The sequence below is a fragment of the Streptomyces sp. NPDC045998 genome (assembly GCF_056430285.1).
Window position 1 is genome coordinate 685,744 of record NZ_JBWKLJ010000004.1, and the last position, 20,970, is coordinate 706,713.

At 70.5% G+C, this 20,970-nt stretch carries 19 protein-coding genes, 4 tRNA genes and 2 pseudogenes; 9 read left to right on the forward strand and 16 right to left on the reverse strand.

Translation table 11 applies throughout. The features are described from left to right. Positions 1–63 precede the first annotated feature (63 nt). A complete protein-coding gene (locus tag AC07FJ_RS16250; RefSeq protein ID WP_479049418.1) occupies positions 64–795 on the forward strand; it encodes a DsbA family protein in 732 nt (243 codons plus the stop codon). Further along, complete coding sequence (locus tag AC07FJ_RS16255; RefSeq protein ID WP_479049420.1) at positions 792–1,616, forward strand: cytochrome c biogenesis CcdA family protein; 825 nt, start codon at positions 792–794, stop codon at positions 1,614–1,616. The genes AC07FJ_RS16250 and AC07FJ_RS16255 overlap by 4 nt, the downstream gene beginning before the upstream one ends. 98 nt (positions 1,617–1,714) lie before the next feature. Here AC07FJ_RS16255 and AC07FJ_RS16260 read toward each other — a convergent pair whose 3' ends face one another. The 5 genes from AC07FJ_RS16260 to AC07FJ_RS16280 form a co-directional block, all read right to left on the reverse strand. Continuing rightward, positions 1,715–1,876: a hypothetical protein gene (locus tag AC07FJ_RS16260; protein ID WP_479049422.1), complete on the reverse strand. Its 162-nt coding sequence runs from the start codon at positions 1,874–1,876 to the stop codon at positions 1,715–1,717. A 78-nt stretch (positions 1,877–1,954) separates the two neighbouring features. Beyond that, positions 1,955–2,028, reverse strand: a tRNA-Phe gene (locus tag AC07FJ_RS16265). Between the two features lie 22 nt (positions 2,029–2,050). Then, positions 2,051–2,125 (reverse strand) — tRNA-Asp (locus tag AC07FJ_RS16270). A gap of 39 nt (positions 2,126–2,164) precedes the next feature. Then, positions 2,165–2,237: transfer RNA gene (locus AC07FJ_RS16275), tRNA-Glu, on the reverse strand. A gap of 81 nt (positions 2,238–2,318) precedes the next feature. Continuing rightward, the gene (locus AC07FJ_RS16280) at positions 2,319–3,911 is read right to left on the reverse strand and encodes a metallophosphoesterase family protein (protein ID WP_479049423.1); all 1,593 of its coding nucleotides are present in this window, start codon (positions 3,909–3,911) and stop codon (positions 2,319–2,321) included. Between the two features lie 84 nt (positions 3,912–3,995). On the opposite strand from AC07FJ_RS16280, the gene AC07FJ_RS16285 reads away from it, so the two are divergent. The 4 genes from AC07FJ_RS16285 (at position 3,996) to AC07FJ_RS16300 (ending at position 7,765) form a co-directional block, all read left to right on the forward strand. Further along, positions 3,996–4,346 carry a metallopeptidase family protein gene (locus tag AC07FJ_RS16285; RefSeq protein ID WP_064072095.1) on the forward strand — a complete coding sequence of 117 codons (351 nt, stop codon included), beginning with the start codon at positions 3,996–3,998 and terminating at the stop codon, positions 4,344–4,346. 128 nt (positions 4,347–4,474) lie between these two features. Further along, the gene (locus AC07FJ_RS16290; protein ID WP_479049425.1) at positions 4,475–5,119 is read left to right on the forward strand and encodes a hypothetical protein; all 645 of its coding nucleotides are present in this window, start codon (positions 4,475–4,477) and stop codon (positions 5,117–5,119) included. Between the two features lie 202 nt (positions 5,120–5,321). Then, positions 5,322–7,502: a DEAD/DEAH box helicase gene (locus AC07FJ_RS16295; RefSeq protein WP_479049427.1), complete on the forward strand. Its 2,181-nt coding sequence runs from the start codon at positions 5,322–5,324 to the stop codon at positions 7,500–7,502. Between the two features lie 190 nt (positions 7,503–7,692). Next, positions 7,693–7,765: transfer RNA gene (locus AC07FJ_RS16300), tRNA-Lys, on the forward strand. Positions 7,766–7,899: 134 nt separating this feature from the next. On the opposite strand, the gene AC07FJ_RS16305 is transcribed toward AC07FJ_RS16300, so the two are convergent. After that, positions 7,900–8,469, reverse strand: coding sequence for a hypothetical protein (locus AC07FJ_RS16305; RefSeq protein ID WP_479049429.1), 570 nt, complete (start codon positions 8,467–8,469; stop codon positions 7,900–7,902). 76 nt (positions 8,470–8,545) lie between these two features. On the opposite strand from AC07FJ_RS16305, the gene AC07FJ_RS16310 reads away from it, so the two are divergent. Beyond that, positions 8,546–10,033 (forward strand): 5'-methylthioadenosine/S-adenosylhomocysteine nucleosidase family protein, encoded by a 1,488-nt coding sequence (locus AC07FJ_RS16310; RefSeq protein ID WP_479049431.1) that lies wholly within the window; start codon positions 8,546–8,548, stop codon positions 10,031–10,033. A gap of 13 nt (positions 10,034–10,046) precedes the next feature. On the opposite strand, the pseudogene AC07FJ_RS16315 reads toward AC07FJ_RS16310, so the two are convergent. Beyond that, positions 10,047–10,432, reverse strand: a pseudogene (locus AC07FJ_RS16315) (site-specific integrase); the annotation flags it as partial. Positions 10,433–10,764: 332 nt separating this feature from the next. Between AC07FJ_RS16315 and AC07FJ_RS16320 the strand changes: the two are divergent. Then, entirely contained in the window at positions 10,765–11,640 is an 876-nt protein-coding gene (locus AC07FJ_RS16320; RefSeq protein ID WP_479049433.1) for a hypothetical protein, read from the forward strand. Here the strand turns inward: AC07FJ_RS16320 and AC07FJ_RS16325 are convergent. Together AC07FJ_RS16325 and AC07FJ_RS16330 are read right to left on the reverse strand one after the other, a co-directional pair. Continuing rightward, complete coding sequence (locus AC07FJ_RS16325; RefSeq protein ID WP_479049527.1) at positions 11,637–12,563, reverse strand: pentapeptide repeat-containing protein; 927 nt, start codon at positions 12,561–12,563, stop codon at positions 11,637–11,639. The genes AC07FJ_RS16320 and AC07FJ_RS16325 overlap by 4 nt on opposite strands. A gap of 231 nt (positions 12,564–12,794) precedes the next feature. Continuing rightward, a pseudogene (locus tag AC07FJ_RS16330) lies at positions 12,795–12,950 on the reverse strand (helix-turn-helix domain-containing protein); the annotation flags it as partial. Positions 12,951–13,112: 162 nt separating this feature from the next. Between AC07FJ_RS16330 and AC07FJ_RS16335 the strand changes: the two are divergent. Next, positions 13,113–13,367 (forward strand): hypothetical protein, encoded by a 255-nt coding sequence (locus tag AC07FJ_RS16335; protein ID WP_479049435.1) that lies wholly within the window; start codon positions 13,113–13,115, stop codon positions 13,365–13,367. A 497-nt stretch (positions 13,368–13,864) separates the two neighbouring features. On the opposite strand, the gene AC07FJ_RS16340 is transcribed toward AC07FJ_RS16335, so the two are convergent. The 7 genes from AC07FJ_RS16340 to AC07FJ_RS16370 all read right to left on the reverse strand — a co-directional run bounded on the left by AC07FJ_RS16340 (position 13,865) and on the right by AC07FJ_RS16370 (position 20,940). Beyond that, on the reverse strand, positions 13,865–15,397 hold the full coding sequence (locus AC07FJ_RS16340) for a long-chain-fatty-acid--CoA ligase (protein WP_479049437.1): 1,533 nt from the start codon (positions 15,395–15,397) through the stop codon (positions 13,865–13,867). A gap of 240 nt (positions 15,398–15,637) precedes the next feature. Beyond that, positions 15,638–16,534 carry an alpha/beta hydrolase family protein gene (locus AC07FJ_RS16345; protein ID WP_479049439.1) on the reverse strand — a complete coding sequence of 299 codons (897 nt, stop codon included), beginning with the start codon at positions 16,532–16,534 and terminating at the stop codon, positions 15,638–15,640. Further along, on the reverse strand, positions 16,531–17,472 hold the full coding sequence (locus AC07FJ_RS16350; RefSeq protein WP_479049441.1) for a beta-ketoacyl-ACP synthase 3: 942 nt from the start codon (positions 17,470–17,472) through the stop codon (positions 16,531–16,533). The genes AC07FJ_RS16345 and AC07FJ_RS16350 overlap by 4 nt, the downstream gene beginning before the upstream one ends. Next, positions 17,469–18,281 carry an enoyl-ACP reductase FabI gene (gene fabI, locus AC07FJ_RS16355; RefSeq protein ID WP_479049443.1) on the reverse strand — a complete coding sequence of 271 codons (813 nt, stop codon included), beginning with the start codon at positions 18,279–18,281 and terminating at the stop codon, positions 17,469–17,471. The genes AC07FJ_RS16350 and fabI overlap by 4 nt, the downstream gene beginning before the upstream one ends. Before the next feature lie 21 nt (positions 18,282–18,302). Beyond that, entirely contained in the window at positions 18,303–19,517 is a 1,215-nt protein-coding gene (locus AC07FJ_RS16360; RefSeq protein WP_479049445.1) for a beta-ketoacyl-[acyl-carrier-protein] synthase family protein, read from the reverse strand. Next, positions 19,510–19,755 carry an acyl carrier protein gene (locus AC07FJ_RS16365; protein ID WP_403547842.1) on the reverse strand — a complete coding sequence of 82 codons (246 nt, stop codon included), beginning with the start codon at positions 19,753–19,755 and terminating at the stop codon, positions 19,510–19,512. Before AC07FJ_RS16365 ends, AC07FJ_RS16360 begins: the two co-directional genes overlap by 8 nt. A 72-nt stretch (positions 19,756–19,827) precedes the next feature. Continuing rightward, positions 19,828–20,940 (reverse strand): radical SAM protein, encoded by a 1,113-nt coding sequence (locus tag AC07FJ_RS16370; protein WP_479049447.1) that lies wholly within the window; start codon positions 20,938–20,940, stop codon positions 19,828–19,830. Positions 20,941–20,970 lie beyond the last annotated feature (30 nt).

Below are 20,970 nucleotides of genomic sequence, written 5' to 3' on the forward strand. Positions count from 1 at the left end.
CCGGTGCGTACGTCGTACCGCTGGTCTCCCCTTTCCTCGTGCTCGCCCAGGAGTCGCTCCACCATGTCCGTGTCCAAGAAGTCCACGAACTCCAAGAAGTCCAAGACCGCGCCGTACCTGATCGGCGCGGGGGTCGCCGTCGTCGCCACGCTGGCCGGCCTCGCCTCCTACGCCGCGACCAAGCCCGCCCCGCCCGCGGTCGTCGAGCAGCAGGTCGCCGCCTACCCGGAGCTGGAGAAGTACGCCCGGCGCGACGCCGCCGACCCGCTCGCCGTGGGGCGCGCCGACGCGCCCGTCGTCATGCTCGAGTACGCCGACTTCGCGTGCGGGTACTGCGGGAAGTTCGCCCGCGACATCGAGCCCGCGCTGATCGAGAAGTACGTCGAGGCCGGGGTGCTGCGCATCGAGTGGCGCAACTTCCCGATCTTCGGCGAGGAGTCGGAACGCGCGGCGCGGGCCTCGTGGGCGGCCGGGCGGCAGGGCCGGTTCTGGCAGTTCCACAAGGCCGCGTACGCCGAGGGCGCGAAGGAGCGGGGCTTCGCGAAGGACCGGCTGCTCGCGCTGGCGCGGGAGGCGGGCGTGCCGGACCTGGACCGGTTCGGGCGGGACCTCGACAGCGCGGGGGCGCGGGCCGCCGTGACGGCCGACCAGGAGCAGGGCTGGTCCCTGGGGGCGACCTCGACGCCGTCCTTCCTGGTGAACGGGCGACCGATCGCGGGTGCACAGCCGATGGAGACGTTCGCGAGCGCAATCGAATCCGCGCACGCGTCCGCTCGCCGCGGGGCGGCGAAGTGACGGGTATCGGCTACCTCGCGGCCCTGCTGGGCGGCCTGCTCGCGCTGCTGAGCCCGTGCAGCGCGCTGCTGCTCCCGGCGTTCTTCGCGTACTCGGTCGACAGCCCGGGCCGGCTGCTGGCCCGTACCGGGATCTTCTACGCGGGCCTCGCCACCACCCTCGTCCCGCTGGGCGCCGCCGGCTCCCTCGCGGGCCGGCTCTTCTTCGGCCACCGGGACCTGCTGGTGGCGGTGGGCGGCTGGCTGATCATCGCGCTGGGCGTGGCCCAGGTGGTGGGCCTGGGCTTCGCCTCCCGGCGCCTCGCCGAGGCCGGCGGCCGGATCCGGCCGGTCTCGGCGGTGTCGGTGTACGCGCTGGGCCTGGTGTACGGCCTGGCGGGCTTCTGCGCGGGGCCGATCCTGGGCAGCGTCCTGACGGTCGCGGCGCTCGGCGGCAACCCGGTCTACGGGGGCCTGCTGCTGGCGGTGTACGCGCTCGGGATGGCCGTACCGCTGTTCCTCCTGGCCGTGTTCTGGGAGCGCTGGGACCTGGGGCGCCGCACCTGGCTCCGGGGCCGGGCGCTGCGGGTGGGCCGCTTCACCCTGCACAGCACGTCGGCGCTGTCGGGCCTCTTCTTCGTCGCCCTGGGCGTGCTGTTCCTCGCCTTCGACGGCACGACCGCCCTGCCGGGCCTGCTCTCCGTGGACGACTCGTACGCGCTCGAAACCCGCGTCGCCGCGCTGGGCCGCGCGGTACCGGACTGGGCGCTGCTGCTGGGCGCGGTGGCGGTGGCGGCGGTGGTCCTGGGGGCGCGGGGGTGGCGCCACCGGCGGGGGGCGTGAGGTCCGGCCCGGGCTGCCCCCGCCGTCCGGGGTCCGGGGTCCGGGGCGTCAGCCTTCGGATCCCGGAAGGGCGGGGCGGGGGAGAGCGGCGCGACCGGCTAGCCGAACAGGAGCTCCGCCAGCTCCTCCAGCCAGTACCGCACCCGGTGCCGCCGGTTGCAGAACCGCTTCGGACGTCCCCACCGCCGCTCGTCGAGCGGCCGGTGGCACTGCTTGCACTGCTTCACCCGCGTCTGCCCTTCCCCCATGGGCTCCCCCATGGCCGCGACAATAGCCCGACACGAGAACACCCCCTCCAGAGGATCCCGGAGGGGGTGTGTGCCCTGATAGGGCTGCGGTGGCTGGGGCCGGGGTCGAACCGGCGACCTTCCGCTTTTCAGGCGGACGCTCGTACCAACTGAGCTACCCAGCCACGCGGCTCTTGCGAGCCGCAGCGGTCCTGACGGGATTTGAACCCGCGGCCTCCACCTTGACAGGGTGGCGAGCACTCCAAACTGCTCCACAGGACCAAGCACTGTGCGAGAACCAGTCTCGCACACGGTAATGCGTGCCCCCAACGGGATTCGAACCCGTGCTACCGCCTTGAAAGGGCGGCGTCCTGGGCCACTAGACGATGAGGGCTGATGGCCCGCCTGGGCGCTTCGTCAGCGCGTCGGGGACGTGAGAAGCATATGGGATGCGGGGACGGTTCGCCAAAACGCTTTATCGGGAGGCGGACGGCGAGGGGCTGGTGGCCGCGGTGGAGGGCCGGCTGGGGGACGGGCCGGACGGGCTGGGGGACGGGCCGGGGGAGGGGGCGCCGGGGCGGTTCTCGTCCGGCAGGTGGCGGCTGACCTCGGCTGTCGTCAGGCCCAGGCCGCCCAGGGTGATCTCGTCCCAGGCCTGGAGGTGGCGGGTGTCCCGGTCGAGGTAGAGCACGGAGGCGTGGACCTTCTCGGGCTCGTCCCGCTCCAGGGCGCGCAGGCCGCCGCCGCCCGTGGAGCCCTCGATCTTGAGGCGGGTGCCGTCCGGGAGGACCTTGGTCACGCGGCGGTGGACGTGGCCCGCCAGGACGAGGGGGACCTCGCCGTCGGTCTCCTGCGCGGCCACGGGGTTGTGGGCGACCGCGATGTCGACGGGCGTGCCCGCGAGCCGCTGCTGCCGCAGCGCGTCCGCCAGCCGTTCCCCCGCCGCGCGCTCGGCGTCGTCGCCCGCCGGGGCGACGGAGCGGTCGGGCGTGAACTGGGGGTCTCCCGTGCCGGCCACCCGCAGGCCCGCGACCGTGACGGCGCGCCCCTGGTCGAGGACGTGGACGTTGTCGAGGTTCTCCAGGTAGCGCTGGGTGGCCGCGGAGTCGTGGTTGCCGCGTACCCAGACGTACGGCGCGCCGAGGTCGCTGATGGGGTCGAGGAAGCCGTTCTCGGCGGCGGTGCCGTGGTCCATGGTGTCACCGGAGTCGATGATCACGTCGATCTTGTACTGCTCGACGAGCGAGCGGATGATCTCCCACGCCGCCGGGTTGAGGTGGATGTCCGAGACGTGCAGCACCCGCATGGTCGCCGGGTCGGGCTGGTACGTCGGGAGCGTGGAGGTCGCCTCGTACAGCTTGGTCACGTTGGTGACGAGCCGCGCCAACTCCTTCTGGTAGACGTCGAATTCGCTGACGATCGAGCGGGCGTTGCCGACCACGGAGGGCGCGGAGGAGAGGAGTCCGGAGAACTTGGGCTCGAGGACGGACTTCGGGTTCCAGGTGGCGAAGGCGGAGGTGCCCGAGGCGGCGAGCAGGGCCAGCGCCAGGCCGCCGGCGGCGAGCGCGCGGCGCGGGCGGCGGTAGACGGCGAGGCCGAGGGCGGTGGCGCCGGTGACGACGGCGACGCACGAGCGCAGCGCCAGCTCGCGGGTGCCGTCCGCGACGTCCCGGGTGATCTCGTCCTGGAGCCCGGAGAGCCGTTCGGGGTGCTTGACCAGGGCCTGGGCGCGTACGGGGTCGAGCTGCTCGACGTCCACGTCGAGGCGGATGGGCGCGTGGTGCGAGTCCAGCGTGAGCGCGCCGAGCGGCGAGACGTTGATCTTCGTGCCGCCGGAGAGGGACGGGCGCAGGGTCATGCTCGTGTCCATCGGCCCGACCGGCGTACGGACGCTGCCGACGGCCAGGAGGCCCAGCCAGGCGCCGAACAGGACGACGGTGATCAGGCCGAGGGCGCGTGCGTACGGGTGCGGGGCGTGGACCAGGGCGGGCGTGGGGCCGGTGTGGCGCGAGCGGTAGTGGCGGCGGAGGCGGTCGTACGCGGTGCGGAGAACGGCTGGGGCGACCATGGCCGCCGTATGCCCGGGCGCGCGGGCCGCTATGCGCGCGGGCGGCGGTGCCCGTACGTCCGGGTCATCCGGGACAATGGCCGGGTGCTGGAGATGACGCGCGAGGAGTTCGAGGAACTGGTCGCCGAGGCGCTGGACAGGATCCCGCCGGAGCTGACGCGGCTGATGGACAACGTCGCGGTGTTCGTGGAGGACGAGCCGTCCCCGGACGACCCCGATCTGCTGGGGCTGTACGAGGGGACGCCGCTGACCGACCGGGGCGAGTGGTACGCGGGCGTGCTGCCGGACCGGATCACGATCTACCGGGGGCCGACGCTGCGGATGTGTGACTCGCGCGAGGACGTGGTCGCGGAGACCGAGGTCACGGTGGTGCACGAGATCGCCCATCACTTCGGGATCGACGACGAGCGGCTGCACGAGCTGGGCTACGGCTGACGGGCGGCGGCCCGTACGGGCGGCGCCGGTGGCCACGGCTGGCCACGGCCCCCGCTTTCGGGCGTGTCCTTGACGGGCGTGGGGAGTTGGGCAGGGAAACCCTGACCCGTGCCTGTGGAGGTGCCCGCGTGCGCCAGTTGCCCGCCCCCGTCCGATGGGCCGTGACCGCACTGGCGGTCGCGGCGTCCGCAGGCTCGCTCAGCGGTTGCATGAGCGTGTCCGACGAGAGCGCCAAGCCCGTGCCGTCCGGTTCGGCCGGCCCTTCCGGCGCGGCGGCGGCCGACGTGGACGGTGGCGCCGCCGGGCCGGGAGTCCGGCCGGGGGCGCGCGCCGAGGGCCTCGGTGTGGACCGGAGGCCCGGCGCGGCGGAGGAGGCCGGCGAGGCCGGCGCCTCCGCGGAGCCGAGCGCCTCGGCGGCGCCGTCGGCCAAGCCGTCCGCGGGCGGCCCCGGCGACGGCGGCCGGCCGGGACGGCCGCAGGACCCCACGCCCCCGGCCGGCGGTCCCGGTGGCGGCCAGGGCGGCGGGCCGGGGGACTCCGGCGGGACCGGCGGCGGGGAGGCCTCGCCCAGCCAGGCGCCGACACCGCCCGCGCCCACCCCGGCGGACCCCACGCCCACCCCGGCCGACCCGCCCACGGACCCCGGCCCGGGCCCGAAGCCGTCCGACTCGCCGTCCGCGTCGCCGGCCGCGGACACGACCCGGACGCAGGCGCTGCGGGGGCCGGACTGGTCGGCCGAGCCGCACGCATCGCCGCAGGTCGCGCCCGCCTGAGAGGGGCCGGTTTGCGTCAGAGGGGGGTAGGTGCGTATGGTGGTAGATCGTTTGATCCCATTTCCCATTTGCCCGGCGCCGACAGAAGCGCGCCGCGTGTGGCGCGTACTCCCAGCCGTGGCTGACCGCATCGAGGCGGTCGAATTGCGAAACACGGAGTTGACGGGCGCGTGCCGAGACTCCGGAAGGTTTCGCATTTCGCATGTCCATTTTCAGTTCTGACCACGCTGTCCTGCCCGAGGCCGACGAGGCGCTCGTCGAGGCCGTAGAGGCCGTCGAGACCGAGGCCCTCGCGGACGTCGTCGCCGACGACGAGCCGACCATCACCTTCGCGGACCTCGGTCTGCCCGAGGGCGTCGTCCGCAAGCTCGCGCAGAACGGCGTGACCACCCCCTTCCCGATCCAGGCCGCGACCATCCCGGACGCCCTGGCCGGCAAGGACATCCTCGGCCGCGGCCGCACCGGCTCCGGCAAGACCCTCTCCTTCGGTCTGCCGCTGCTCGCCACCCTGGCCGGCGGTCACACCGACAAGAAGAAGCCCCGCGGCGTCATCCTCACGCCCACCCGTGAGCTCGCGATGCAGGTCGCGGACGCCCTCCAGCCGTACGGCGACGTGCTCGGCCTCAAGATGAAGGTCGTCTGCGGCGGTACGTCCATGGGCAACCAGATCTACGCGCTGGAGCGCGGTGTCGACATCCTCGTCGCCACCCCGGGCCGCCTGCGCGACGTCATCAACCGCGGCGCCTGCTCCCTGGAGGCCGTCCAGGTCGCCGTCCTCGACGAGGCCGACCAGATGGCGGACCTGGGCTTCCTGCCCGAGGTCACCGAGCTGCTCGACCAGGTGCCGGCCGGCGGCCAGCGCCTGCTCTTCTCCGCGACGATGGAGAACGAGATCGCCACGCTGGTCAAGCGCTACCTGACCGACCCGGTGGTCCACGAGGTCGACAGCGCCCAGGGCAACGTCACGACCATGACGCACCACGTCCTCGTCGTGAAGCCGAAGGACAAGGCGCCGGTCACCGCCGCGATCGCCGCGCGCAAGGGCCGCACCATCATCTTCGTCCGCACCCAGCTGGGCGCCGACCGCATCGCGGAGCAGCTGCGCGAGGCCGGCGTGAAGGCCGACGCGCTCCACGGCGGCATGACGCAGGGCGCCCGTACGCGCACCCTGGCCGACTTCAAGGACGGTTACGTCAACGCGCTCGTCGCCACCGACGTCGCCGCGCGCGGCATCCACGTCGACGGCATCGACCTGGTCCTGAACGTGGACCCGGCCGGTGACCACAAGGACTACCTGCACCGCTCGGGTCGTACGGCCCGTGCGGGCAAGTCCGGTGTGGTCGTCTCGCTGGCCCTGCCGCACCAGCGGCGCCAGATCTTCCGCCTGATGGAGGACGCGGGCGTCGACGCCTCGCGCCACATCGTCGGCGGCGCCGGCGCCTTCGACCCGGAGGTCGCCGAGATCACCGGCGCCCGGTCCCTGACCGAGGTGCAGGCCGACTCCGCGAACAACGCCGCCAAGCAGGCCGAGCGCGAGGTCGCCGAGCTCACCAAGCAGCTGGAGCGCGTGCAGCGCCGTGCCGCCGAGCTCCGCGAGGAGGCCGACCGCCTGGTGGCCCGCGCCGCCCGCGAGCGCGGCGAGGACCCCGAGGCCGCCGTCGCCGAGGTGACGGAGGCCGCGGAGGCCGAGCTCGCCGAGGTGGCCGCCGCCCTCTCCGTACCGGAGCAGCCGCGCGACGAGCGCCGCGACCGCGACGACCGTCGTGACGACCGCCGCGAGGGTGGCTTCCAGCGCCGCGACGAGCGGGGCAACTTCCAGCGCCGCGACCGTGACGACCGCGGTGACCGTGGTGACCGTGGTGGGTTCAACCGCGACCGCGACGACCGTGGTGGCCGTTCCTTCGAGCGCCGCGACAACGACCGTCCGTCCGGTGGCTTCCGTCGGGACAACGACCGTCCGTCGGGTGGCTTCCGCCGCGACCGTGACGACCGTCCGTCGGGCGGTTTCCGTCGCGACAACGACCGTCCCTCCAGCGGTGGCTTCCGTCGCGACAACGACCGTCCCTCCGGCGGCTTCCGCCGGGACCGTGACGACCGTGGTGGGTTCAACCGCGACCGTGACGACCGTGGTGGCCGTTCCTTCGAGCGCCGCGACAACGACCGTCCGTCGGGTGGCTTCCGCCGCGACAACGACCGTCCCTCCAGCGGTGGCTTCCGCCGCGACGACCGCCCCTCCGGCGGCCACCGTGGCAGCGACCGCCCGTTCAACCGCGACCGTCGCGACGACCGTCCGTCCAGCGGTGGTTTCCGCCGGGACAACGACCGTCCGTCCAGCGGTGGCTTCCGCCGCGACGACAAGCCGCGCTGGAAGCGCAACGGCTGATCCGTACGCCTGGATCCGTACGCCTGACGCGTACGCCTGATCCACGCGCCTGAGACGGGCCCGTACAGCACTTCGGTGCCGTACGGGCCCGTTCCGCATCGCGGGGGAGGGCCGATACTCGATCGGCTCCCCGACGCGGGGGGACTATGCTCGGCATGACGCTCCGCGCCCGGGCTATGCTGCGGGTTACGGGCCGTTAGCTCAATTGGCAGAGCAGCGGACTTTTAATCCGTTGGTTGTGGGTTCGAGTCCCACACGGCCTACCGAAGGTAGGACAGGAGGAACCTCCTGACCTGCGATGGAGCGCCCCGACCGGTTTCGACCGGGCGGGGCGCTTCGTCGTTCGGGGGCGTGTGCGTGAGCGCCACTGATACCGAACGCTGCGCTCACGAGGCGGTTACGTTTCCGCGTAACGGAGGAACTGGATGCCCAGGCCGACCAACATGACGGCTTCCAGGACGGAGGCCGTGGTCAACAGAGGGCTGTCCCCACCCGAGCACCAGAAGGTGATGAGCGCGGAGAAGGGGGTGAGGAAGAAGGCCGTCAGATCGACGATCGTCTGGGTGACCTTGCGAGAGACCCGCTTCGCGTCGTTGCGGTGGAAGGTCTCCCAGCCGAAGAGCGGGGACCCTGCGTCCACTCTTGTTGCCAGTTGACCGGCAAGTTCGGTGCGGACGTACCGTCCGATGGCTGAGATCTTCTCGTCGTTGACGAGGTAGGTCCACCCAAGCACGATGCAGACGACCGGTAGAGCCAGCAGCAGCTGTGGGCGCTTGGTCTGTAGAGCGACAGCAGTCAGAGCAGTCACGGCCGCCAGCGTGACGTACAGCAAGTTGTCGCGGAATCCGATGCGCGCTCGCTGCTCATCCTTGATCTGGGTGTACTCAGCGAGGAGCACGGCGCTCTCGCTCGTTTCGCCGTTACCAGCCATGGGTTCCCCCTCATGTACCGACGCGATGCCGTTCACCCGTTCAGAGTCGCCGACAGGGCCTACGGTATGAATCTGGAGAGCGGACTTCGCTGCGAGGCTGCACCGTGAAGCGATGCTGGGCAAGGGGGCCGAGTTGAACGAGACATCGGACAAGGTCGTTGTGCTGACGGCGCTGCCGTTGGAGTACCAGGCCGTGCGTAGCCTCCTTGAGGACCCGAGGCGTGTTGATCACGCTGGAACTATCTTCGAGCAAGGGCGCCTTGCTGGTACCTCGCACACGGTCTATTTGACGTCTACCGGTCCCGGCAACGATTCGGCCGCATCGCTTACGGAGCGAGCCGCCAGTTTCGTCCAACCGCGAGCTGTTTTCTTCACGGGAATTGCTGGAGGGCTTAAATCGGACATCTCTCCAGGGGATGTCGTAGTCGCGACTGAAGTGCACGCATATCACGGAGGGAAGCAGGATCTGGATGGGTTCAAGGTCCGCTCTCGCAGTTGGGAATCCTCCTACCAGTTGCAGCAGGTGGCCCAGTACGTTGCGAATGTCGGCGCATGGAGAAATAAACTTCCCGAGAAAACGCGCGCTTCGGTCAAGGTGCATTTCAGGCCGATTGTGGCGGGTGACATCGTGCTGAATGCTCCTCAGGAGTCCTCTCTGCGAACGTTCTTGGACCACCATTACAATGGTGCCGTCGCTGTGGAAATGGAAGGCGCCGGGTTCGCGAGCGCGGCCCATAAAGCTCAAGCCGTGCCCCATCTGATGATCCGGGGAATCAGCGATCGAGCGGATGGAACGAAGCAGGACACTGATGGTCAAGGGCTACAGGAAGCGGCTGCCAGTCATGCTGCGCTCTTCCTGGCAGAAGTGATTGCTCAGCTCACCCCACCACCGGTTCCTGCTGGCGGCTCAGACTTCAGCGCCTCACAACGATCCGGCGACGAACTGGTCTGGCAGGCCCTTGAGCGGCCAGCTGCGGTGTCCTGGCACAAAGATCTGGTCCCAACGAGTGCGCACGCCAGCAGTGCTTCGTTGCTTGAACTCCACCTCGTGCCTGTTCCCGCAACCGGCAGAGTGCCTGCAGTGAGAATGCAACAGCTGACTGCCGAGTTGGTTGATCTAGGGCGGGCGGAAGGGTTCTTCACGAGTCTTGAGCATGTAGACGCTTATGACTCGACCGAGGTAGCTTTGGTAGCCGTAAATGATCGGCATGATCGTTCGTCTGGAATCGCAATTACAAGATCAGGTCAGCGAAGTGCCTGGGAGGCTCTCCCGCATCCGGGTCTTTCCTATGTGCTGGACGAGGACCGCACGCGCGATAGGATCGAAATCCTGCTGAAAATTTTGGATTCTATTGCTAGTCCCGCTGCTTCGCATTACGCCCCTGCTGTGGCTATCGAGAATACCTCGATGGTCACCGTGGAGCGCCTTAGTGAAGTTAACCCACATTCCGCCAGAATCCGACCAACCGATGCGCCCATCGAAGTCGAACCCGAAGAGGTTATCGGTGTTGAAATGATTTCCAGGCGTGGTCGGGAATTGGCTGAAGAACTTACTGCTCGATTGATTTACTCTTTCCGAAACCCGCGTCGTCGCTGGTAGAGAGGGCCGCCTGTCATGGGGCCGGAGACGAATCGGACTGTGACGTCATAGGGCGGCTGCGCTGCACCAGAGCGGCTGCCTTCTCCGCGATCTCACGGTCTACCTCGGGAAGCAGGCTCGTGTACGTGTCCGAGGTCAGGGTGATCATGGAGTGGCGGAGAGTCTCCTTGATGGTGTGGATGTCGTGGTGAGCGTCGCCGCCACATGGCGGAGGTCCCGCAGGGTGATGGGCGGGAGGTCGGTGGTGGCGAGGAGGCGGCGGAAGGTCTCCAAGACCGTTTCCGCGTGGAGCCAGGAGTCATCCTCCTTGGTGAAGATCTTCCCGGTCTCCTGCGAGGCAGCACCCGCCTTCTTCCGCTCTCGTGCCTGGCGCTTCCTGTGCGCGCGTAGGACGGCCACCACTTGATCCCCCGGTCGCGGAGATCCTCGGGGTTCCTGTGACGTTCTTCGAGTCGGGGCTGCACGGCCGGGTCGCGGTCGGCGAGGGCGATCACGTCGCCCAGGAGCAGCTCACACCGGCCGGTGGCGAAGACGTCCTCGCAGGCGAGGAGCTGCCTGTCCGGCAACGCGATCTGCCCGTGGAGGGCCGGGACCGCAATACGGGAGGCGAGCCGTGCCCATCCCTTCGCCTCGGCCTCGGCCTGCTCGCGGGTCGCCACCGGCTTGTGGAAGGCGCCTGCCGGTGCCGCGGTTCGCCGGGTGCTCGCGCTCACCGTGTCTCCCCGGGGAGGGTGTCCAGCCACGCCTGGAGAACGAGGCGGGCGAGCGCTTCGGCGGCGGGGCGCTCGGTCGCCCGATGGCTGGAGGGCCGCTTCACGGAGGCCATCGGCCGCGACCTGTTCGCCGCCACTTCCCAGCTCGTCCACCTCGCCGGCTGGATGGCCCAGGACGAAGGCGACACTCCCGAACTGCGCGGACTCGCCCAGCGCTACTACGCCCACGCCTTCCGTCTGGCCGCCGAGGCCGGCGACCCGGAGCTGTCCGCGACGGCTCTCCGCGGCCTCGCCGTGCAGTGCGTCGACCTCGGCTACCGGGCCGAAGCCGTCCAGCTCGGCGAAGCCTGCGTGGACTACGGCCGCCACCTCGACAACCCGCGCGCCGTCGCCTACTACGAAGCCACCCTCGCCAACGCCGCCGCCCAGGACGACGACCGCCGCATGGCCACCAAGCACCTCGCCATGTCCGAGACCGCCATCGGAAAGCCGGCCGCCACGCCCGGCGACTCGTGGGCCGCCCACTACTCCCCTGGCCGCTGGGCCCACGAAACCGGCATGATCGTCGCCCGCCTTGGCGACCTCGACGCCGCCGAGGAACACCTCCACCTCGCCCTCGACATCCACGGCCTAGACCGCCGCCACCCGCGCCATCGTCCTCGCCGATCTCGGTGGCGTCCGCCTCCGCCAAGGCGACGCAGATGGAGCCCTGGCCACCTGGCGCGACTTCCTCGACTGCGCGGACGGCATCCGCTCGGTCAAGGTCCAGGCCGCACTCCAGGACATGCGGGTCCGTCTTCGGCGGTACAGCGGAGTGGCGGAGGCGCAAGAGCTGTGCGAGAGGGCCGCCCGAATCACGGGCTAGTAATGTCCCCGATTGGGAATCTTGGTTAGGGTGGAGATTCCCGCCGATCCCTTATTTCTGTGATATGTGCCTCATCGGCGATTGCCACCCAGCCTGCTGGCCACGGGGCGGCGATCCCAGGAGTATCCTCAGCAGCCAGTTCCACCCAGTTATCGGGCCAGTATCGATCGGCATGGCCAAATGCTTCGCAATCGTAGACCTCTGGAGGTGAGGTGAATTGCGACCACCGGAAGTCAGTGGCCGCCCGGAAGGAGTCGAGCCAAAACGTCGCACGCTCAGCCCGGGCATGCCTAAATGTGACGGGTCCGTGGAACACGGCGTGCGTGAACCAGGCGTGTTCCACTACCATCGTGTGGTCGAAATAAGCGTCTTCGCTAAACTGTGATCGCGAAAACTCTGCATTAAAGCCGAAGTAGCTTCCTTGGAAGTAGGCGTAGCCGTGGAAGGCCACCCACCGGAACCAGCTGACTCCCTCGAAGCGCGCGCGCTGGAACGAGGCCTCGTATCCAAGGAATGCGGCTCCGACGAATCTTGCCTCCCCGATGAAACGTGCATCATCAAAATGAGCCTCCCCCTCGAATTGTGCTTCGTCGAAGTCGGCGCGGAGGAACTCGCAGCCGTTAAAGCAAACATCGCGGAGGAACGCCCGCTTTAGGTCGACCTCCATGCCTGGCCAGAAGGAAGTGTTCGTGGCGGTCGCGCCTTTACCGCGTTCGGGCCGCAGACGGGCAGCCAGCACCATCTGGGCCGTGCGTCTGACCTGGCCCTCGCCAGCGTCGCTGGTGTCTGGAGGGATACGGAGGTAGTCACACAACTCGTCGACGATGCGCTGCCGCTTCTCGCGGTACTGGTCCCCTAGGTCTCCCAGCGTGCGCAGAGCGGCCATGCGTACGTGGGGCGATCGGTCGGCCAGATGATCAACTGCCTTCTGATGCAGTACCTCGAAGGACACCAGAGGGGGATCGTGCTCCTGGCTGGGGCCCGCAGCCGGCGCGGCGGGACTGGTTAGCTCAGGGCCAGGTATGCGCAGACTCAACTTCTGGTGTAGGCGCTCTAGTTGACTGTGCTCCTTACGCCACCAGTCGAGTGACACCGGAATCGAGCTCGACCTACTGTGCCCTTCCATGTGATGCGTGCAGGCCGTGACCCACTGCCTGACGACGTAGAAGTCCTGCGGCCTAGCGTGGCCTCCGTTCTCGGTCTTCGAAACGGTGGCAGGGGAGACCCCGATGGCTGCGGCGAGCTCGCGCACGGTCAGTCTGGCCTCTACGCGCAGTTGGCCGAGCAAGCCCCCGAATCGCCGGACGGCCTTCTGCCAGTCCGTAGCCACCTCGTTCACCCCAGCATCCTCTCAGGATCTCAGCCTCGACCCGTCGATCACCAGGAAACCCCAAGTTGCCCTGTTCGGGGCGCGTTCGCGGCCTGTCTGCGATCAGCACTGTTCAGGGCCTGCGGCGACCAATCTCGACCCAACGACAGCAGTGATGACGAGGAGAGGACCATGAGCAAGGATGGCCGGGTGGTGCTGGTCCAGATACGCGGAGCGGCTGAGGGGACGACGGTAGTAGTCGTACTGGAGGGACAGGCCGGTGCAACGGCCACACCGGTACCCAAGCTGCGCCACAGTTGGCGGCTGAATGCACTTCCGCTAGCGGATGTGTTGGTCCGGGCGCTCAGTGGTTCCGCCGCCCTGGCACTCATGCATGAGGCTCAGCAGTTCCGCTGGTCTGAGGTTCTGGACTGGTTGATTTCCTGACCTCTGGCGGCTGCTGGCCCTCCTGTCCCTATAGGGGAGGGTCAGCGACCTGTGGCAGTTCTGCTCGCGCTAAGTGCCAGGCCGCTGTGCGGTGACACGTTGGCAGCGCCAGATGAGTTCCAGCTGACGCAGGTAACCACGGGGAATGAGGGGAGCAACAGCGCTGGTCAAACGGCGGGCCGCAGCGACGTCCGTCCGTGCGTGAGCGATGCGTAAGCGGACGTTCCGACACAGCCTGGTCTTGGCCGGATCACTCAGCACCGCTCACCCCGTCCGACCAGGCATCCCTGGACGGAGCAACACTGCTCGCCATCATCCGGTCGGACCCGGCCAGGACTTTTAATCCGTTGGTTGTGGGTTCGAGTCCCACACGGCCTACCGTCGATGTACCGCCGAAAATGCCCTGACCTGCGAGGAAGCGGGACAGGGCGGCGGAACGCCCCATCTGCGGCCCCTGGATCCCGATCCGGTGGCCGCAGGTGGGGCGTGTGCGTTTCTCAGCCGGCGGCCGGGTCGGGCCGGACGATCTCCCGTTTGAGGATCTTGCCGGTGGGGCCCTTCGGCAGGAAGTCGGCGATCCACACGATGCGCGGGTACTTGAAGGGTGCGACGCGCTCACGGACGAAGCCGAGCAGTTCGTCGGGTGTGGCGGACGCTCCGTCACGCAGCACCACGGCGGCGGCGACCTCCTGGCCGTGGACGGGGTGCGGGACGCCGAGGACCGCCGCCTCCGCGACCGCTGGATGGGCGTAGAGCACCTCCTCCACCTCGCGCGGATAGACGTTGTACCCGCCGCGGATGACCAGGTCCTTGATGCGGTCCACGATCCGGAAGTCCCCGCGGGCGTCCCGGGTGCCGAGGTCACCGGTGTGCAGCCAGCCGTTCCGTACCGTCTCCGCGGTCTCCTGCGGACGGCGCCAGTAGCCCCGCATGACGTTGTGCCCGCGGATGACGATCTCGCCCACCTCGCCGTCGGGCAGCTCCTTGCCCTCGCGGTCGACGACGCGCATCTCGACGCCGTCGACGGGGATGCCGACCGTGCCGGCGACGCGCTCACGGTCGAGGCGGTTCACGCAGGCGAGCGGCGACGACTCCGAGAGCCCGTACCCCTCCAGTACGGCGCAGCCGAACACCTTCTCGAACCCGTGCAGCACCTCCACGGGCAGCGGGGAGCCGCCGCACAGGCCGACGCGCAGGGTGGAGAGGTCGTACGGGCCCGACTCGGGACTCTCCGCCAGCCGCAGCATCAGCGTGTACATCGTGGGGACTCCCAGGAGGACGGTCACCCGGTCCCGTTGGATCACGGAGAAGGCGGCTGCCGGTGTGAAGCGGGCCAGCAGGGTGAGGCAGGCGCCCACCGACACCGCGCAGTTCAGGCCCATGACCTGTCCGAAGGAGTGGAAGAGCGGCAGCCCGCCGAAGATGACGTCGGCGGGACCGAGGCGCAGTACGCGCGCGCCCTCGTCGATGTTGCGGCGCAGGTTGTGGTGGGTGAGTTCGGCGCCCTTGGGCTTGCCGGTGGTTCCGGAGGTGTACAGGACGACGGCGGAGTCCGCGGGTGAGCGCGGCTCGTCGTGGGCCGACGGGAGGTGGGTGCGCAGCGTGGCGAGGAACGCCTCCGGTTCGACCACGATGCGCGGGGGGCCGGCCCGGCGGGCGCCTTCAGCCGCCTCGTGCCCGTCCTGGTGCCAGGCGAAGAGGAGGGCCGCTCCCGCGTCGTTCAGGCAGTGCTCGATCTCCCCGGCCTTCAACAGCGGGTTCATGGGCACGACGATCGCTCCGGCGCGGAGGATGCCGTAGTACAGCACCGCGAAGAGGGGGGTGTTGGGGAGCAGGAGGGCGACGCGGTCGCCCGGTGCCGTGCCCAGGGCGCGGAGCAGGGCGGCGGCACGGGAGCTGAGGTCGTCCAGCTCGGCGAACGTCAGCTCGTCGCCGTCGAACCGCAGGGCCGGGCGGTCGGGGTACGCGGCGGCCGCGCGGGCCAGGAGGGCGGGGACGGTTCCGGGGTCGGGGGCAGGCTCGGGCTGCATCGGGTCATCCTCCAGTGCGGCGGTTCCAGTGCGGCGGTTCCAGTGCGGCGGTTCCAGTGCGGCGGTTCTCGTGCGGCCGTTCTCGTACGGCGGTTTCAGCGCGGCGGTTCTCGTGCGGCGTTCCCGTACGGCGTTCCCGTACGGCGGGTCGAGGGCGAGCGGGCGACGGCGGCTCAGGGCGATCGCGGCCGTCGGCAGGGCGTCACGGTGGCAGCGCTCGCCCGGGCGGGCCGCCCGGCATCAGGCCGCCCGGTCGGAGGCGAGGACGACTCGCTCCGCCCAGGCCCCGATGCGTTCGACGAGGCCGCCGTGGTGCCGTATCCAGCGGAAGTGGTCCAGCGGGCGGCCGCCCGCGTCGGCGCACGCGTAGTGGAGGCGTTCGACCCGGGCGGCGGGCATCTTGGCGCACAGGTGGTCCACGGCCGTCGGCGGCGCCATGGTGTCGTTCTCGACGTCGACGGCGAGGACGGGCAGCGTCACCGCCCGCAGGGCCCGCTCGTAGTCCACCCGCGCCCCGGGGACGGTGTAGCGGCCGGTGCGCATCTGGCGGGCCCAGTCCCGCATGAGCCGCGCCGTTTCCCGGCCGCCGAATCCGAACCGCTCCCCCGGCCAGTACCCGAGCATCCCGGCCCCCAGGGCGCTGAGCTGACTGCGTACCAGCCACCGCGCGCCGTCGCGCCCCAGTGTCCGGTACCAGGCGGAGCCGCTGGCGACGAGCACGACGCCGTCGAGCCGCGCGGGTTGGAACAGCCCGCAGTGCACCAGCCCCAGCTGTCCGCCCAGGCTGTGCCCGAGCAGCAGCCGCGGTGCCGTGGGGTACGCGGCGTCGACGACGTCGAGCACGGCCCCGATGTCGTGCTCGACGATGTCGCGGTAGCCGAACCGGACGCCGCGCGCGGGCACGGGCACGCTCTCGCCCTGCCCGCGCAGGTCCGTCGTCACCACCGTCATGCCGCGCCGGTGCAGCGCCCGCACGAGCGGGAGGTAGTTCCGCGCGGGCGTCCCCATCGCGGGCAGCAGGACGACGACGGGCGCATCGGCGTCGTCGTCCCGCGCCCGTACGCGTACGGTGAGCCGCGCGCCGTCGGGGGCCGTGATCTCGCCCAGCAGCGGCAGGCGGGGCTGCTTGGCGCTCATCCCAGCCGCCAGCCGAGCACACCGGCACCCCAGGTGATCCCCGCGCCGAAGGCCGCTACGCCCAGCACCCCGGACGGCCCGAGCCGGCCGGCCTCCTGGGCGTGGGTCAGGGCGATGGGGATGGACGCCGACGAGGTGTTGGCCACCCGGTCGACGTTGAGGAACAGCTTCTCGGGTGGCACCCCGATCTCCTTGCCGACGGCCCTCACGATGCGGGCGTTGGCCTGGTGGGCGACGAAGAGGTCGACGTCGTCGCAGGTCAGGTGGCGTCGCTCCAGTACCCGTCGGGCCGCGTCGCTCATCTTCTCCACGGCGTGGACGAAGATCTCGGGGCCGTTCATGCGGAGTTTGCGGTCATGGCGGTCGGCGAAGAGCAGGGGGATCTGCTTGCCGTCGGAGGCGAGGTGGAAGGCGGGCGCGACGGGGGCGTCCGGGAGGTCGGTGAGGACGACGGCACCGGCGCCGTCGCCGAGCAGGACGGCCGTCGACCGGTCCTGGGCGTCGGTGATGCGGGTCAGCGCCTCCGCCCCGCAGACGAGGACGGCCTCCGCCCGCCCGGACTCGATCAGCGCCGTCCCGTGGTCCAGCGCGTAGACGAATCCGGCGCAGGCCGCGTGCAGGTCGAAGGCGGCGGCCTGCGGTGTGCCGAGCCGTGCGGCCACCTCCACCGCCAGTCCGGGCGTCGTCCGGTCGGGGGTGGTCGTCGCGACGACGACGTGGCTGAGGTCGGCGGCGTCCCGTCCGGCCTGCCGCAGCGCTGCCCGGGCGGCGGTGACGGCGAGGTCGGCGAGCCGGCCGTCCTCGGGCAGGAAGCGGCGTTCCCTGATCCCCGTCCGCTTGACGATCCATTCGTCCGACGAACCGATCGCCTCGAAGTGGCTGTTCGGCACGGTGCGTTCGGGCAGCGCCGCCCCGATACCGGTGATCGCCGCTGTCATCGTGCGGTCTCCTTCCCGGAGGTCCGGCCGCCGCCCACGCCCATGCGGACGGCGTGCATTCCGCCGTCGGCGTGCACGATCTCGCCGGTGACGGCGGCGGCGAGATCGGAGAGCAGGAAGAGGACGGGCCCGGTGAGGCGCTGGACGTCCGCGCGGTCCCAGCCGAGCGGCGCCTCCTGCTCCCACCGGTCGGCGATGGCGTCGAAGGTGCTGATGGCCGACCCCGCCACCGTCTCCACGGGTCCGGCGGCGACGAGGTTGACGCGGATGCCGCTGTCACCGAGGTAGAGGGCGAGGTAGCGGCAGACGGCGCCGAGGGCGGCCTTGCTGACGCCCATCCAGTCGTAGCCGGGCCAGGCGCCGGTGGAGTCGAAGTCCAGCCCGACGACGCTGCCGCGCTTCCTGGCCAGCAGGGGGGCGAGTGCGGCGGTGAGCCCGTGCAGGGAGACGGCCGCCGTGTGGAGGGCGTGCGTGGCGCTCTCCACGGGGGTGGTGAGGAAGTTGCCGCTCAGCGCGGACTGCGGGGCGGCGGCGATCGCGTGCAGGACGCCGTCGACCGCACCCCATCGGACCTCCAGCTCCTTGGCCAGCCGGGTGAGGTCGTCCGGCCGGGTGACGTCCAGCTCCAGGACGTCCACGGGGTGAGGCAGCCTGGCCGCCGCGGCCTCGGTGATCCGCCGCGTCCGGCCGAACCCGGTCAGCAGGACCTCCGCGCCCGCCTCCTGGAGGGCCTTGGCGGTGTGCCAGGCGATGGAGTCGTCGTTGAGGACCCCGGTCACGAGATAGCGGCGTCCTGCGAAGCCGAGCATCACGCTGTGGCCTTTCGTCGGTCAGGGGGTGGAGAGGACGAGCGCCGCGTTGTGGCCGCCGAAACCGAACGACGTGGACAGGCCCACCCGCGGCCGGTCGCCGCCGGGCAGCTCGCGTGCCGTCCGGATCAGGTCGAGCCCGCCGAGCCGCTCGTCCGGCTGCCGGAGGCCGGCGGTCGGGGGTGCGACGGCGTGGCGCAGCGCCTGCAGGGTGACGATGGCCTCCACCGCTCCGGCCGCGCCGAAGAGGTGCCCGATGCCGCCTTTGCTGGACGACACCGGGATGCCGGCCAGGGTGTCGTCGCCGAGGGCGAGGCGCAGGGCGTCGCACTCCAGCCGGTCGTTGAGCAGGGTGCCGGTGCCGTGGGCGTTGACGTAGTCCAGCTCCCCGGGGGCCGTCCCGGCGTGGCGCAGCGCCTGGGAGACGGCCTCGGCGGCGGGGCGGCCGCCGGGCTCGGGGGCGGTGAGGTGGTGGGCGTCGGAGGTGGCGCCGTAGCCCCGTACGACGCCGAGGACCTCGGCCCCGCGCCGGGCGGCTCCGGCGGCCGTCTCCAGGACGAGGACGCCGGCGCCCTCCCCGATGACGAAGCCGTCGCGCTCCGCGTCGAACGGCCGGCAGCGGCCGGTGGGCGAGAGCGCCCCGGCGTTGCGGAAGGCGGCGCTGACGAGCTCCGACGTCGACGCTTCGGCGCCGCCCACCACCACGGCGTCCGCCGCGCCGGCCGCCAGCAGCCGCAGCCCCGTACCGATGGCCTGCGCGCCGCTGCTGCACGCGGACGCCACGCACAGCGACTCGCCCCGGAAGCCGTACCGCATCGACAGGTGCGCGGCGGCGGCGTTGGCCATCATCTGCGGCACCATGAGCGCCGAGACGTACTCGGCGCCCTGCTCGGCGAGGACCGGGCCCTGCGCCTCGAAGCTGGCCGTTCCGCCGAGGCCGCAGCCGATGACGCAGGCGACGCGCCCGGCGTCGTACGGCGCGGCCCCGGGTGTCCAGCCGGCGCGCGTCAGCGCCTCCTCCGCCGCCACCAGCGTGAACTGCGTGAACCGGTCGGTGCGGCGCACGAGGTGACGGGAGAGGTGGTCGGCGGCGCGGAAACCGTCACAGGTACCGAGCCCCTCGTGCAGCCCGCTCTCCCCGGCGACGGCCCGCTCGTGCAGCACGTCGGCGCCGACACCGAGCGGGGTGACCGCGCCGAAGCCGGTCACCACCGCCCCCGTCACGGCGTCACTCAAGTCCGGCCTTCGCGTAGCAGAGCTCGAGTATCTGGCCGACGGTGTCGAGCCCGTCGAAGTCCTTCGGTTTCACCGGGACCTGCAGGTCCTTCTTGATGGCCTGCGCCAGTTCGACCATGTCGAGCGAGTCGATCTCCAGGTCGTCGAGCGCGGCGTCGGGGCGGATGTCCCCGTCGTCGACACCGAGTTCCACCAGCGCCTCGTGGATGAACTTCTCGATCGCGGCGTGGTCAAGCATGGGTGATGTGCCCTCCTCGTGCGGGACGTCGTGCGGGACGTCGTGGGGGTTGCGTGCCGTCGGCTTCGCGGGCTACGCCGCGACCTTGGTGGCGTGGAGCGGGGACCAGTGCCACTGCCGCCAGTAGCTCTCCGCGATGTCCAGCCACTCCTCCAGCCGCTCCGCGCTGTCCAGGAACCGGCTGGCGCTGACCACCAGCCAGCTGTAAACGGCCTGGCTGTCCCGGCAGCCGCCGCAGTCGCCGGAGGTGCAGCAGAACTGGAGGGTCTCGTAGTCGGCGCCCCAGGCCGCGAAGCCGGGGATCACCGGGTTGCCGTTGGCGACGCGCTCCTCGTGGTCCGGGTGGTCCACGCTCAGGCTCGGGCAGACGTCGTAGCCGAACCGGGCGCCCCAGTGGGAGGTGCCGGTGATGAGGGTGCGGATGAAGTACGGGTGGCTCACCACCGTCTCCGGGTACAGCTCCTTGACCCGCAGCGCCTCTTCCAGCACCCGGCGCTCGTTCTCGATCTGGATCGGGTGGTCGGAGCCGTGCTCGCTGTAGAAGTTGAAGGTGACGATGTTGCCGTTGTCCGCGATCTTCCGGACCGTCGGCTCCAGATAGCGCAGGCCGGCCTCGGAGAGCGCGAAGATGAACAGCACCCGGGGGTCGTCGCGGTAGTGGGAGAGCGCCGTGTCGAACAGGCCGGTGAACTTCGACCCGTTGACGCGGATGGCACGCAGGTCGTCGTCCAGCGGCCCGCCGCCGAAGATGCTGACGGCCACGGCGATGTGCTCGAAGCCCTGCATGGGCATCGGGCGCAGCCCGTTGGTGGAGATGGTGATGTACGGCAGCTCCTCGACGAACGCCTCGACCCGGCGCAGGACCAGCGTGGGTTCCCCGCCGATCAGTGTCGCCTGGTTGACGCCGTCGTCGCGCAGCCTCCTCGCGAACGCCTTGATCTTGTCGACGTCGGACAGTTCCTTGACCGCCGTGTCGAAGCCGCCCTCGAAGTACCAGCAGCCCTTGCAGCGGATGTTGCACGTGTTGGTCAGGTGCACCTCGCACGAGCGGACGGTACGTCCGAGTCGGCGCAGACGGTGCAGCCGGTCGGCCAGGTCGGGCCGCTCCGCCAGCAGAGCGGCGGTCCGCTCCTTGGCCTCCCTGCGGGTAAGGGGGCGCTGGCCTATGGTGACCGGTGTCGCCATGGGGATGTGCTCCTCGTTCTCGGGATCTCA

Bases quoted from the DNA above. Each gene is read 5' to 3' on its own strand.
- AC07FJ_RS16365 (WP_403547842.1), bottom strand. From the start codon at position 19,755: ATGCTTGACCACGCCGCGATCGAGAAGTTCATCCACGAGGCGCTGGTG.
- AC07FJ_RS16295 (WP_479049427.1), top strand. From the start codon at position 5,322: ATGTCCATTTTCAGTTCTGACCACGCTGTCCTGCCCGAGGCCGACGAG.
- fabI (WP_479049443.1), bottom strand. From the start codon at position 18,281: ATGCTCGGCTTCGCAGGACGCCGCTATCTCGTGACCGGGGTCCTCAAC.
- AC07FJ_RS16350 (WP_479049441.1), bottom strand. From the start codon at position 17,472: ATGACAGCGGCGATCACCGGTATCGGGGCGGCGCTGCCCGAACGCACC.
- AC07FJ_RS16340 (WP_479049437.1), bottom strand. From the start codon at position 15,397: ATGCAGCCCGAGCCTGCCCCCGACCCCGGAACCGTCCCCGCCCTCCTG.
- AC07FJ_RS16335 (WP_479049435.1), top strand. From the start codon at position 13,113: ATGAGCAAGGATGGCCGGGTGGTGCTGGTCCAGATACGCGGAGCGGCT.
- AC07FJ_RS16310 (WP_479049431.1), top strand. From the start codon at position 8,546: ATGCTGGGCAAGGGGGCCGAGTTGAACGAGACATCGGACAAGGTCGTT.
- AC07FJ_RS16345 (WP_479049439.1), bottom strand. From the start codon at position 16,534: ATGAGCGCCAAGCAGCCCCGCCTGCCGCTGCTGGGCGAGATCACGGCC.
- AC07FJ_RS16280 (WP_479049423.1), bottom strand. From the start codon at position 3,911: ATGGTCGCCCCAGCCGTTCTCCGCACCGCGTACGACCGCCTCCGCCGC.
- AC07FJ_RS16260 (WP_479049422.1), bottom strand. From the start codon at position 1,876: ATGGGGGAGCCCATGGGGGAAGGGCAGACGCGGGTGAAGCAGTGCAAG.
- AC07FJ_RS16250 (WP_479049418.1), top strand. From the start codon at position 64: ATGTCCGTGTCCAAGAAGTCCACGAACTCCAAGAAGTCCAAGACCGCG.
- AC07FJ_RS16370 (WP_479049447.1), bottom strand. From the start codon at position 20,940: ATGGCGACACCGGTCACCATAGGCCAGCGCCCCCTTACCCGCAGGGAG.